Consider the following 13354-nt stretch of genomic DNA (forward strand, 5'->3'; position numbering starts at 1 on the left):
GCCAAGCCCTGCGAAACGCGCCCGCCGACCCCGGCTTTCCTTTGCCAGACGCGTCAAAAGCCGCCCCTGTCAGTCCAGCCGCGCAATGGAGGATGTTGCGCGGGGCAACACTCGCCACGTCTGGGAGGACACCATGGCATTGACGACGAAACTCGCCGGCATCGCCGCCGGCGCGGTGCTGGCCGCATCTGCAGCCATCGCCCAAACCTACCCCGAGCGGCAGATCACCCTTGTGGTCCCGTTTGCCGCCGGGGGCCCCACCGACACGGTAGGCCGCCTGATCGCTGAACGCATGTCGGCAGACCTTGGCCAGCAGGTCATCGTGGAAAACGTCGGTGGCGCCGGCGGGACCCTTGGTGCGGGCAACGTGGCCTCAGCCGAGGCCGACGGCTACACCGTCCTTTTGCACCACATCGGCATGGCGACCAGCGCCACGCTTTACCGCAACCTTGCCTATTCCACGACCGAAGCCTTCGAATACATCGGCCTTGTCACCGAAGTGCCGATGACAATCGTCGCCCGCAAGGATTTCGAACCGGCCGACTTTGCCTCGTTCATCACCTATGTGAAGGAAAACGCCGATACGATCACGATGGCCAATGCCGGTATCGGGGCGGCTTCGCATCTGTGCGGGATGCTGTTCATGCAGGCAATCGAAGCGCCAATCGTGACGGTTCCCTACAAAGGGACCGGCCCCGCGATGACGGAACTTCTGGGCGGCCAGATCGACATCATGTGTGACCAGACCACCAATACGTCCGAACAGATCAAGGGCGGCACGATCAAGGCCTACGCGGTGACCTCGCCCGCGCGGCTGGAGATTTTCCCTGATCTGCCGACGGTGAGTGAAGGCGGCTTTGCAGGCATGGAAGTGTCGGTCTGGCATGGCCTCTATGCACCAAAGGGCACGCCGCCCGAAGTGGTCGAACGGCTTTCCGCCTCGCTGCAGACTGCCTTGGCCGACCCGGGGATCGCCGAGAAGCTGGCCGAACTTGGTACCGCGCCGTCCCCCGCAGCCGATGCAACCCCGGCCGCATTGAAAGCCAAGCTTGAAGCCGAAATCGAACGCTGGAAACCGGTGATCGAAACCGCCGGCGTCTACGCAGACTGACACCAGCAGAACGGGGGCGCAGGGTTCGCGCCCCCGGTTTCCATAAGGCGTGGGGGAGGCGCCTTGCCATGAAGAGACTATCCATCGACTGGACGGATGCACTTGCCGGCCTTGTGTTTGTCCTGTTCGGACTTCTTTTCGGCGTGCAATCCCTGGGGCTTGAACCGGGGACGGCGTTCCGCATGGGACCGGGCTATTTTCCGCTGGTCCTTTCGGGGATACTGCTTGTCCTTGGTGCTGCGATCCTTGCCAGCGCGATCCACGACCGTGGCGGCGAAGGCATCGGCACACTTGCCTGGCGCGGAGTCTTTTTCATCCTGCCAGCCCCGATCTTCTTTGGCCTGACCATCCGCGGTCTTGGCTTCGTGCCCGCGATCTTCCTGACGACGCTGATTGCCGCGCTCGCCTCGTTCAAGATGCGATTTCACTGGGCGCTCGTTCTCGCCGCTGCGGTCACCGTCTTTGCAACGCTGGTCTTTTCCTACGGTCTTGGCTTGCCCTTCCGGCGCTTCGGCCCCTGGCTTGACGGCTGAGGCGCCCTGATGGACCTGTTTTCCAATCTCTCGCTGGGCTTTGCCACCGCAACTTCGCCCGAAAATCTCTTCTTCTGCCTCATCGGCGTGATCCTTGGCACGCTGGTTGGTGTTCTGCCCGGGATCGGCGCGACCGCCACCATTGCAATGCTGCTGCCGATCACTTTCCAGCTTGAGCCGGTGTCGTCCCTGATCATGCTGGCCGGGATATACTACGGCGCGCAGTATGGCGGTTCGACGACGGCGATCTTGATCAACATGCCGGGCGAAAGCTCGTCCGCGGTCACCGCCATTGACGGTTACCAGATGGCGCGGCGCGGCAAGGCGGGAACCGCGTTGGCCGTCGCGGCGCTGGGGTCGTTCTTTGCGGGAACTGTGGCGACGCTTCTAGTCGCGCTTTTCGCCCCGCCCCTGACCGTCATCGCCCTGAAGTTCGGCGCGGCTGAATATTTCAGCCTGATGCTGCTGGGCCTTGTGTCGGCCATAGCCCTTGCGCATGGGTCGATCCTGAAGGCTTTGGCGATGGTTGTCCTTGGCTTGATCCTTGGCCTTGTGGGAACCGACATCTACACCGGCACCCCGCGCTTTACCTTCGGCATCACGGAATATGCGGACGGCCTCAGCTTTGTGGCGCTTGCCGTCGGTGTGTTCGGCATCGCCGAAATCCTGCGCAATCTGGAGGGCGAACAGGACCGCACCGTCCTGGGGACCAGCCTGGGCGGGCTGTTCCCCTCGCGTGAGGATTTGAAGCGCATGGTGGCGCCGATGCTGAGGGGCACGGCGGTGGGATCGGTCCTTGGCATTCTACCGGGGGGCGGGGCAGTGCTGGCCGCATTCGCATCCTACACCATCGAAAAACGGATTTCCGACCACCCCGAGGAGTTTGGCAAAGGTGCCATCGCCGGGGTCGCCGGGCCGGAATCGGCCAACAACGCCGGGGCGCAGACGTCGTTCATCCCGCTTCTGACGCTTGGGATTCCTGCAAATCCTGTCATGGCCCTGATGGTCGGTGCGATGATCATTCAAGGCGTCGTGCCGGGGCCAAATGTCGCGTCCGAACAGCCAGCGCTGTTCTGGGGCATCATCGCCAGCATGTGGATCGGCAATCTGATGCTGGTCGTGCTGAACCTGCCGCTGATCGGGCTTTGGGTGAAACTGCTCAAAGTGCCCTACCATGTGCTGTTCCCAATGATCATGGCCTTCTGCTCGATCGGCGTATACTCGGTGAATTCAAATGTCTACGATCTCTACGCCGTCGCGTTCTTTGGCCTCATGGGTTATGTCCTGCTCAAACTCAGATGCGAGCCCGCACCCCTGCTGCTTGGCTTTGTGTTGGGGCCGATGCTGGAAGAAAACCTGCGCCGGGCGATGATCCTGGGTCGGGGGGACCCGACGGTTTTCCTGTCACGCCCGATCAGCCTGACGCTTCTGCTGCTGACCGTTGCCGTGCTGATCGTGATGCTGCTCCCCTCGATCCGAAAGAAACGCGACGAGGTGTTTGTCGAGGCGGATTGAAGCCATTCCGGCCGGCCAGGGCGCAAAGAACGGGCAAGCCCCTTGGCTTGCCCGGTCCGGCTGCATAGGTGTGTGTCACCGGAGGCTATAATGCAAAAATTCTCGCTTCTTGATCTGTCCCCCATCCCCGAAGGCAAGACTGCTGCCGAAGCGCTTGCCAGTACGGTAGAACTGGCACAGGCCGCAGAAGGGTTCGGATACCACCGCTATTGGCTGGCCGAGCATCACAACATGCCGGGCATCGCCAGTGCGGCCACGGCGGTTGTCATCGGGCAGGTTGCAGCCGCGACGAAATCCATGCGCATCGGTGCCGGGGGCATCATGCTGCCGAACCATGCGCCTTTGGTCATCGCCGAACAGTTCGGAACACTTGCAACCTTCTTCCCCGGCCGGATTGATCTGGGACTTGGCCGCGCGCCCGGCACCGACATGGCCACCGCGAGGGCGCTGCGACGGCACATGGCACCGGATGACAGCTTTCCCCATGATGTACAGGAACTGATCAGCTATTTCGGCGACCTGCCACAGGGAACGCCGGTGCGGGCCATTCCCGGCGTCGGCACGCATGTTCCTGTGTGGATTCTCGGGTCCAGCCTCTACGGTGCGCAGTTGGCTGCATATCTTGGCCTGCCCTATGCGTTCGCGTCACATTTTGCGCCAACGATGCTGGAAGAGGCACTTGCGGTTTACCGCAGTACTTTCCGGCCATCGCAGTCGCTGGAAAAGCCGTATGTGATGATTGCAGCCGGGGTCTGCGCGGCAGACACGGATTCCGAGGCGGCGTTTCTTCGCTCTTCGCAACTGCTCGCGTTTGCGCGCCTCAGGAGCGGAAACCCGGGCAAACTTCCCTATCCAGTGCAGCACCCCGAGCATGAGATATCGCCCGCGGTCATGGTGCAGGTTCAACACGCCCTTTCCTGTTCGGCGACCGGCTCGGCGGCGACGGTGCGCGATCAGTTGAAGACCATCGTCGACACCTACCGTCCGGATGAGTTGATGGTGACGGGAATGATCCACGACCCCTCTGCACGGGTGCAATCCTTTGCGATTGCGGCGCGTGTTCTTGCCGATTTGTGCACGGAACCCGTTGCCGCCTGATCCGGCGGGGCGCGCTGCGAAGGGTCCGGTGTCTAGGGCATCAAGGCGAGAAGGACTCCTCCGGCTGCCGCGACGATGACCACCACCCAAGGCGGGGCCTTCCACGCCATCAGCAGAACGAAGCACCCAAGCGCCAGCGCAAAGTCGCGCAGATCGCCGATGGCACCGGTGAACACAGGCGAGTAAAGCGCCGCGCCAAGGATACCCACGACAGCGGCATTCGCGCCTTGCATAAGCGACTGTGCTGCCGCCATGGCGCGGAACCGGTCCCAGTACGGCAGGACGGCGATCAGGATCAGGAAGCCGGGCAGGAACACCGCCAACAACGCAAGAAACGCCCCGGCCACGCCGTTCGGCTCTGGCCCAAGCACTGCCCCAAGATATGCGGCGAAGGTGAACAGTGGCCCGGGCATGGCTTGCGCCGCGCCGTATCCGGCAAGGAACTGGTCTTGTGTGACCCAGCCGGGTTGCACCACTTCGGCTTCAAGCAGCGGCAGAACGACGTGACCGCCGCCGAAAACCAACGCCCCAGCGCGGTAGAAGCTGTCGATCAGCGCCAGTGTCTGGCTATCGCCCGCAATCAGCGGCAGCAGGACAAGCAGTCCGCAGAAAACACCAAGGGCGGCAGCCGCGATCCCGCGCGATATGGGCATGGCGACAGGCCCGCCGATCGGCGTTCTCGACCCGCGCCCAAGGGCAAGACCAGCCAGCGCGCCAAGCCCGATCGCCCCAACCATTCCGAAGGCCCCCGGAACGAAGGCCAGCAGCATCACTGCACCCAGCGCAATCGTAGCGCGCTCCCGGTCTGGGCACAGGCTTTTGGCCATGCCCCAGACGGCTTGCGCAACGATTGCCACCGCGACGGTCTTCAGCCCGTGCAATGCTCCCGTGCCTATGGGACCAGAGATTGACGCTGCCGTCATGGCAAAGACCAGCAACAGCAGCGCAGAGGGCAGCGTGAAGGCCGTGAAGGCCGCAAGCGCTCCAAGCCACCCTGCACGCCGCATTCCCAAGGCAAAGCCGACCTGAGATGAGGCCGGGCCAGGCAGGAACTGGCACAGTGCCACAAGATCAGCATAGGCGTGATCGCTTAGCCACTGCCGCCGAGTGACCAACTCATCACGGAAATAGCCAAGATGGGCAATCGGGCCGCCGAATGAAGTCAGACCCAGCTTGAGAAAGGTTGCAAAGACCTCTCCCGCTGTTCCTTGAGCAGGACGCGTTTCCGTGCTGTCTGTCCTGTCCGTCATTCCGCCTACGCCCTTCCGTTCAGCTCCTGCAAACGACCCCGCGCCCAGCAGGCCCTTCGGGTCGTTTTCGGGTGATCGTGTAAAACTTGCGCGACGCTCGTCCCTCGCGCTTGATCGGGCATGATGACGGTATCCGCTTTCGATATCGAGAGCCGATAAAGCAGCGTGCTACTTTCGGGTCAACCCGCTGAGGATTGAGGTGCCCATTCTGGGCGGGCCGCCCCTGCACTGATGGACCTCTCCTGTGATGTTACCCTCCGCCTTTGGCTTGTTGGGCACTTTCCTGCCCGGATTGGGCATGCTCGACCGTCTCCAGTCACATCGGTGCTGCTTGAGGCAGTGATCGACAGCCGATCCGCCGGACGGTCGTAAGGGTTGATCACGGATTGCCGACGCGCAAGGCTTCGCCAAATGGGCAGGGAAGATCGAGCGTTGCTTGCGCGTCGCAGCAATGGGGCAGGCGTGACCGGCCGATATGAGCGCGACACGGTGGTAATTGCTGGCCTGCATAAAGGGTCACCCGCCCGGGGGGATAACCCGCATGACGAAGGAAGACGACGTCTCTCCGGGTGGGATCGGCTCTGGCACCTTGTGAACCACCGGATCGAGTGACTGCAGGAATGCTGCGATAGCGTAGGCATCGTCATCAGTCAGTGCTGCAAGGTTTGGCCAAGGCATGGCCGGGGCCAGCCCCCGCCCGTCAGGCCTTTCGCCAGTGCGGATTGCGGTCACGATCTCCTCCGCGCTCCATGTGCCGATGCCCGTCGCATCGTCCGGAGTCAGGTTCGGCCCGTGGAAAATGCCGAGGCCCGGCACTTCGAACCCGACATCCGACCCGCCAAGAAATCGCTGTGGATCCGGATTGCCCAGAAAGTAGCCCGGCGTATGGCAATCGCCGCACCCAGCGATCTGGACCAGATAACGGCCGCGCTCGATCTGAGCCTCATCCGCTTTCGCGGCAGCAGGGATCAGTGTCGCAAGGACGACCGACAGGACCGCAGCAGAGAATTCGGGCTGCAGGCCCCGCGCAATCCGGGGGGATAGGTTAAGAAACTTGATCATTTTATTGCTCCTGCCCCAATCTCATTCAGCCGCGAGCACGGCAGTCTCTTGCTGAGAGACGATTGCGTCCTGCACCTTGCGGTTGCCGAAGATGCCTTGGGGATCATGGACCTTGGCAAGGGCCGCGATCCGGCTGCGGGCGTCGGGCCTGAAACAGGCTTCCATACGGCCGGGCCGCGCCAAATCCGCGTGCCCGACGTAACGCCCATTGGTCACGGGATCGAGACTGTCCATCCCAGCGCGCAACCACGCAAGGTTCAGCGCATCATCTGCGGCCGGATCCCAAGTTCCATGCATGATCCCGCAGACCGAACCGGTCACGGACAAGGCGGCGTCGGGCAGGCCGCGGTGCAAGGCCGAATTGCGCCCGTATATCACGCCGATGGCATTCGACTGGGCCGATGGGGCATTGGCAACCATTCGCGCAAGGCCGGCAAAGGTTGTGTCGGCGTCCTCACTCCACATGCAGTCCACGCCGTAGCGGCTGCCATCGGGAAAGCTTTGGTCGACAATGCCGTAGAGCGTGGCAAAATCGATAGGCGTGGTGGGCGTGTGGGCAATTGCAGCGTCGGGCAGGATGTCGCCAGTGTTGCGCACAAGACCGGAGATTTCAGCCATCGACCCGCCATAGACCGTCAGGATGACAGTTGCGAACTTCGCATCGCCAAGGCCCAGATGGGGCGGCGCGGCGGCAAGGGACAGGGATACTTCGGCAAAGCCGGGCAGGACGTTGGACAGCCGTTTCAGGCTGGCGGTCACTTCAGCCACCCGCGCCAGCGGGTAGGTCCAGGTCGACACGGCCATCGCCGGGGGCAGTGGCATCAAGCGAAGCCAGAAGCGCGTGACGATCCCGAAGAATAGCGGACCAGCCCCCCGCAGCGCCCAGAAGATATCTGGGTTCTCGCTGTCGCTGACCATGACGATACGACCGTCGGCAAGCACCACCTCGGCCTTTTCGATCAGGTGGCAGGCGGGGCCCCAAGTGCCCTCATTCCAGCCAAAGCCGCCGCCGAGCAGGTAGCCGCCCATCGCGACGTCGCCGCAATGGCCGACCGGGAAGGCCAGCCCTTCGGCGGTCAGCGCGATGGCCATGGCAAGGTTCTTCGCGGCGGGTTCAACTTCCGCAACGCGGGCCTTCCGGTCGATCGTCACGGCGTTCAGCGCGCTAAGGTCGATCGCAACGCCGTCCTGCAGCGCGATGCCTGACCAGTTGTGCCCACCGGACCGGGCTGAGACCCGATACCCATGCGCCAAGGCGTAGCGCACCGCCGCCTGGACGTCGGCGACCGAGGCCGCCTGAACGATCACGCGAGGGGTCGCCTGCGGCTTGCGCCCGTTCCAGACAAACCCCTCACGCGCGGCGGCAAAACCCGCCTCTCCCTCAGCGATGACATGGCCGCTGACCTGATTGCGGAGATCTTCGATATGCATCTTCATGTTCCTTGCTTTCAATTCCTCGGTGCCGGGAAACACCGGCCAACATTATGATTCTGCAACCTTTTATGGGCTGCACGTTCCCGCCCACCACGCAAATCCCCGACCAGTCCCATCCACCCGTCGGGCGTCGGATCACGGCAATCCTGTCCACCTCTTGCGGGGACGGAAACCTTGGAACGGGCGGGCTTCCGGTCGTCGGGCAAAACCGCCCATCTGGCCATTGGCATCCGCATCGGGGTGTTCAGGTGAACGAACGCACATCTACTGTGCAAGGATGCGGGATGCTCGCTAAGTGTTTCCTCGCGGAATCTTAAAAGCTTCTTAAGGGCAAAACACTGGCCTTGACCCGTGGGGAAATCACTCTTCGCGGACAGCGATGTTTGCCTGGACCGCAAGCCGGAACCGCCCACGACCAGTCTTTTCCAGCTGGATCGGCAGCGCCTTTTCCCGTAGCCGCCGTTCCAGCAGCACAAGCCGCGCCTCAAGGTTCTCGGCATGGCTTGGCAGGGCAGTTCTGGCGAAAGCCGCAGTTCGCGGTTGGAAAACTCGCTGCATCCGGTCGTCACATAGGCGCGCACAAGCTTCCACAGGATCGCACCTGCCACCCCTTTGATAAGGTAGTCGCCACCGGCAAAGACGCTGTCATCGGCAGCAAAATGCCGCAGGACAAGCGTCGTGTCGAACCCGCCAGGCGCTGGAGGCGTAACTGCCCCGGCGGTATCGTCGTCTATCGCCAGCGCGGCGGCATGGGCGGCAAGCGCACTTGCGATGCAGGCAAGCGTGTCTTCCTCTTCGTGCCTGAACCGCAGAGGCAGAAGACTTTCGGCGAAAAGAACGCCGACCAGCCGACCGTGCCAGATCATCGGCAGCGCGATCTGGCTTTCCGGCCGCGCCAGTCCGGGAAACGCAATTCCGGGTACCTCGGCTGCGTTGGGCCCGGCCTCGGCAAGCAGTTGGTCGCGAACGGCCCTGCTGTAAAGATAGTCCGACGACATGTGGTCGATCCGGATTGGCACCTTTTCGCGCGCCGCCACCCCGATCACGCCATCGCCTAGTCGCACCTCTGACCCGATGCCTGACGCCGGGTAGCCCCATGTCGCAACCGCATCCAGCGCATTGCGGGTGTCGTCGGGTACAAGGATCATCAGGTTGGTGATGCCCAGATGCCGGGCGATGGCATCAAGCGTGCGGTCATAAAGGTCCCCCAAGGTGTCCGCCCGCACCATGTCGGCCAGCACACGGCGCAGCGCGGGAAGCATGGCAACCTGCGGCACCGGACGCGGGACCCTTGGGGGCAGGGCCTGCCTGATGGCCCGGACCCGGAAGATATCGGCCCCCATCAACCGAAACACCCCCTCCATCCCGGTATGCGAGGCGATGCCCGCCAGCCGGGCCTTCATCGATTCAAACAGCGGCCCCTCGGCCTCAGTTGTCTCGAAATCCAGATCGAGTTGATAGAACGCCGTGGTCAGCGGGTCGATCACTTCGACCGCGGCCGTGCGGGAAGACAGAATGTTGCGACGAGTCTTGTTGAAGAACTGGTAGCTCAACGCGACGCGGCCCGGATCAACGTAGTGGATCTGGCTGATGTAGGACACATTCGGGATGCCACCCGGATCGACGGTGGCAAGGACGGCCGGAACTGCGCCCTCAAAACAATCGCGAAGCGAATCCAGTGCGAGGACCGGCGCTTCATCGTCCCGGGGGTGGCCGATGGTTCCCGTCACAGCTCACGCCCCGCGCCTGGTCCTGGGGTCTGTTCAAAGGCTGCATTCGGAATGAAACTCAGCACGCAAACCTCCAGAGACCGGCGGTCGCGGAACGACGTCACAAACGACGGCGGGTAACCGATTGCACCAAGGACGGCCGCAAAGGCATCGGTCTGGCGCATCAGGCTGACCCGATCTTCGGGTTCAAGCGGCTCGGTTCTGGTCGACGGAGCCTTCAGCTGGATCGTCCGATGCGTCATCGGCGCGCTGAACGTCACGGCTATCGGGCCGCCAGACTGCGCCGTTGAGATGAGCGCCGCATTGCCTTCGACTGCATAGACAAGCCGGATCGCCCCGATGGCCGATACCCGGACGGCCAGCGCCCGCCCGGCCCGCGCGCGGCCATCCGCTCCGACCACGCCGACGATGATGCTGACGCCGCTTTCAATGAACGCGACAATCTCATGCGACAGCACCACCGTTCCGGTCGCCCGGGTCGAAAAACTGCTCCCGTTGACTGCTGCGTCGGTCTTGGATTGCATCGCACAAGCGCCCACCCGGTCGCCCGACGTTAGGACAGTGCGCGTGAAACGCAAATACCTTACGAGGGATGTATGCGGATGGGCATACCCTCCGCCGGGTAGGTCATGGACAGGTTCCGGCGCGCGATGGGCAAACCGCGCGCCAGACTGTGCCTTGCCGGGTCAGATGCTTCCCGCGCTCATTTCCCGTGCGATGTGGTCGGCTTGGCGGATGGCCAGGGCGACGATCGTAAGTGTCGGGTTTTCCGCGGCCCCGGTGGTGAACTGCGAGCCATCGGATATGAAGAGGTTCGCAATGTCGTGGGTCTGGCCCCACTTGTTGCACACCCCATCCTCTGGCCGTTCCGACATGCGGTTGGTGCCAAGGTTGTGGGTCGACGGATAGGGCGGCGTCGGAAAGGCGCGGGTGGCCCCGACAGCCTCATACATCGCGATGCCCTGTTTGTAGGCGTGATCGCGCATCGCCACGTCGTTCGGGTGATCCGAATAATGAACATTCGGCGCCGGCAGGCCGAACTGGTCCTTGGCATCGGGCGACAGGGTGATGCGGTTGTCAGCCTGCGGGATGTCTTCGCCCACAATCCACATCCCGGCCATATTTTCGTAATGGTCAAGGGCGGTGGTGAACCCCCTGCCCCAGCCGCCGGGATTAAGGAACGCGGCCATGAACGGCAGACCAAGAGCCAGAGTTTCAAGCTCATACCCGCCGACAAACCCGCGGCTGGGATCATGGCGGGCTTCGTCCTGCATGATCCCGGCCATGGTGGTTCCGCGCCACATCTTCACCGGCTTGTCGAAGATCGCATAGACCGATCCAGTGACATGCCGCATGTAGTTCCGGCCCACTTGGTCGGAGGAGTTTGCCAGACCGTTTGGATACATCTCTGACGCTGAGTTCAATAGCAGGCGCGGGCTTTCGATTGTGTTGCCGGCGACGCAGACGATGCGGGCCTTCTGGGTCTGTTTGACACCATCCTTGTCGAAATACTCGACTGCCGTGACCTTGCCTGTCTCATCGTGCAGGATCTTTGCGACATGGCTGCGGTCGCGTACCTCCAGGTTGCCCGTCGCTTCACCTGCCGGGATGTCGGTGTAGGCGGCAGACCACTTGGCCCCCCATTTGCAACCCTGAAAGCAGAAGCCGGTCTGCTGGCAGGCCATACGACCGTCGTAATCGGCCGAGTTGATCGCCATCCGGCCGGTGTGGACCTCGTTATAGCCCAGCGCCTTCGCGCCCTTTTCGAAGACCTTGAAATTGTTGTTCCCCGGCAGGCCCGCGCGGTCACCCGTGCGGGTCACGCCCAACTTGGTTTCGGCCTTTTCGTACCATGGGGCCATTTCGGCCGCGTCAATCGGCCAGTCCAGAAGGTTCGCCCCTTCGACCGGGCCATAAGTGCTCAGCGCCTTCCACTCATGGTCCTGAAACCGAAGCGACGCGCCCGCCCAATGGGTGGTCGTGCCGCCAACCGCCTTGACGATCCACGCCGGAAGGCCCGAGAAATCCTTGGCCACACGCCAGTCGCCGCTTGTCGTGCGGGTGTCCAGCCAAGCGAGCTGGCCAAAGCTTTCCCATTCGTCGTTGATGTAATCCTCGGGCAGATACCGCCCGCCCGCTTCCAGCGCCACGACCTTGACGCCCTTCTGCGCAAGCTCATTGGCCAGGACGCCGCCGCCTGCCCCGGTGCCGATGATGACGACCACAGAGTCGTCGTTCAGATCAAACGTTGCCATGTGTCGTCCCCCCTTACAGCCAGTTGATGTCGTCGAAGCCGCGGTCGATGTAGCCGCCTTGGCTGAAGCTTTCGCCTTCGTACCCGAAGATCGGCCAGACCTCTTTCTGGTTATAAAGCCCGGTCACAAGGCCAGCCCGGACGGTCTGGAAGAACACCGAAGATTCGATGGCCTGCAGCACCTTCACGCGGTCTTCCTCCCAACCGATACTGACATAATCGGCATGGCCCTGCGCCTTGGCAGCGGCGTCAAGCTCGGCGATGCCGGTGGCGACAAGTTCCTTGCGGTCCTCAGCGTCATAGCCCTTGACGGCGACGGCGTAGAACTGGTCCGGCACCTGATCGTGCGGGTAGATGTCGCGCGCCACCTGCAAGAGCGTGGCCATCTGGGCCGGGGTGATCACCGACACCTCAAGCGCCCAAGCGGCGTTTGGGGCGGCAATGAAACCGACACCTGTTACCGTCAACGCCCCGGCTGCGACTGCCCTCCCAAGCAGTGCGCGGCGGGTGAGGCCCGTCCTTTCGAATTTGGTCATGTCGTCCTCCCTTGATTTTCGTCGGCGTGGATGCGTCAGAGATACCTGCCGCCCCGTTGCAAGACCTCGATCTGGTAGCCATCCGGATCGGCGATGAAGAAGAAACGGGCGATGACGGTGCCCGCGGGCGCGAAATCGACCAGCTTGCGCGGGGCAAGGCCCGCGGCCGTCAGTCTGGCATGCTCGGCGTCAACGTCGGCAACCGACACGGCAAGGTGCCCGTAGCCATCGCCCAGCGCATAGGATTCCGTGCGGCCCTTGTTGACCGTAAGTTCCACTTCGAACGTGCTTTCGGGGTTGGACAGATAGATCAGCGTGAAGCTGTCAAAATCCAGCCGTTCAGCCACTGTCAGGCCAAAGGCCTGTTCGTAGAAGGCCAGCGAGCGCGCCTCGTCCAGCACGCGGATCATCGAATGAATGGCTTTGGCCATGAACCCTCCCAACATCACGGTCGATTTTGGTAAGGCTAAAGAACCAATTTTGGGTGCGGGTAGTAGCGGACTACTACAGACCGCTTTTCCGTCTATTCAGCGGCGAACCGGCTGTCGGCCTGCGGCAACTGATCCAGTTCGCCAAGATGGATCGTGCAGGCACAGCGCAAGAGCGAGGTGAAATTCGTCGCCTCGCCATGCTGCTGCAGAACCTCGGAATGCAGCTTTGACAGGAACGCGGGCGTCGTCGCGCCATCCTTGCAAGCCATCTGATCCAGGATACCCCAGAATGCGCGTTCCAACCGGATGCTCGTAGACTGCCCGTTCAGTCGCAAGCGGCGGGTGACATATTCATAGCGGGCCGGATCTTGCCCGGCGAACAACTGGCACATTGCTGGCT

At 62.7% G+C, this 13354-nt stretch carries 13 protein-coding genes; 4 read left to right on the top strand and 9 right to left on the bottom strand.

Annotated elements, in window-relative coordinates:
* Positions 1–133: 133 nt before the first annotated feature.
* From EI545_RS04980 to EI545_RS04995, 4 genes are all read left to right on the top strand, one after another.
* Positions 134–1111, top strand: a complete 978-nt coding sequence (locus tag EI545_RS04980; RefSeq protein WP_125324450.1) for a tripartite tricarboxylate transporter substrate-binding protein — start codon at positions 134–136, stop codon at positions 1109–1111.
* Positions 1112–1179: 68 nt separating this feature from the next.
* Positions 1180–1644, top strand: coding sequence for a tripartite tricarboxylate transporter TctB family protein (locus tag EI545_RS04985; RefSeq protein WP_125324451.1), 465 nt, complete (start codon positions 1180–1182; stop codon positions 1642–1644).
* Positions 1645–1653: 9 nt separating this feature from the next.
* Entirely contained in the window at positions 1654–3159 is a 1506-nt protein-coding gene (locus EI545_RS04990; protein ID WP_125324452.1) for a tripartite tricarboxylate transporter permease, read from the top strand.
* Positions 3160–3249: 90 nt separating this feature from the next.
* The gene (locus EI545_RS04995) at positions 3250–4257 is read left to right on the top strand and encodes an LLM class flavin-dependent oxidoreductase (RefSeq protein WP_125324453.1); all 1008 of its coding nucleotides are present in this window, start codon (positions 3250–3252) and stop codon (positions 4255–4257) included.
* 32 nt (positions 4258–4289) lie between these two features.
* Here EI545_RS04995 and chrA read toward each other — a convergent pair whose 3' ends face one another.
* From chrA to EI545_RS05040, 9 genes are all read right to left on the bottom strand, one after another.
* Positions 4290–5507 (bottom strand): chromate efflux transporter, encoded by a 1218-nt coding sequence (gene chrA, locus EI545_RS05000; RefSeq protein WP_125324454.1) that lies wholly within the window; start codon positions 5505–5507, stop codon positions 4290–4292.
* Positions 5508–6023: 516 nt separating this feature from the next.
* Positions 6024–6569, bottom strand: coding sequence for a c-type cytochrome (locus EI545_RS05005; protein ID WP_125324455.1), 546 nt, complete (start codon positions 6567–6569; stop codon positions 6024–6026).
* Positions 6570–6590: 21 nt separating this feature from the next.
* The gene (locus EI545_RS05010) at positions 6591–8000 is read right to left on the bottom strand and encodes an FAD-binding oxidoreductase (protein ID WP_164517218.1); all 1410 of its coding nucleotides are present in this window, start codon (positions 7998–8000) and stop codon (positions 6591–6593) included.
* A gap of 17 nt (positions 8001–8017) precedes the next feature.
* A complete protein-coding gene (locus EI545_RS05015; protein WP_216842494.1) occupies positions 8018–9733 on the bottom strand; it encodes a GAF domain-containing protein in 1716 nt (571 codons plus the stop codon).
* Complete coding sequence (locus EI545_RS05020) at positions 9730–10257, bottom strand: hypothetical protein (protein ID WP_125324457.1); 528 nt, start codon at positions 10255–10257, stop codon at positions 9730–9732. Before EI545_RS05020 ends, EI545_RS05015 begins: the two co-directional genes overlap by 4 nt.
* A gap of 162 nt (positions 10258–10419) precedes the next feature.
* Positions 10420–11988 carry a GMC family oxidoreductase gene (locus EI545_RS05025; RefSeq protein ID WP_125324458.1) on the bottom strand — a complete coding sequence of 523 codons (1569 nt, stop codon included), beginning with the start codon at positions 11986–11988 and terminating at the stop codon, positions 10420–10422.
* A gap of 13 nt (positions 11989–12001) precedes the next feature.
* Positions 12002–12523 carry a gluconate 2-dehydrogenase subunit 3 family protein gene (locus EI545_RS05030; protein WP_125324459.1) on the bottom strand — a complete coding sequence of 174 codons (522 nt, stop codon included), beginning with the start codon at positions 12521–12523 and terminating at the stop codon, positions 12002–12004.
* Positions 12524–12558: 35 nt separating this feature from the next.
* Positions 12559–12954: a VOC family protein gene (locus EI545_RS05035; protein ID WP_125324460.1), complete on the bottom strand. Its 396-nt coding sequence runs from the start codon at positions 12952–12954 to the stop codon at positions 12559–12561.
* A gap of 92 nt (positions 12955–13046) precedes the next feature.
* Entirely contained in the window at positions 13047–13346 is a 300-nt protein-coding gene (locus tag EI545_RS05040; protein WP_125324461.1) for a ribbon-helix-helix domain-containing protein, read from the bottom strand.
* Between the last annotated feature and the right edge of the window lie 8 nt (positions 13347–13354).

Origin of the sequence: Tabrizicola piscis (assembly GCF_003940805.1) — a bacterium.
Classification (GTDB): Bacteria; Pseudomonadota; Alphaproteobacteria; order Rhodobacterales; family Rhodobacteraceae; genus Tabrizicola; species Tabrizicola piscis.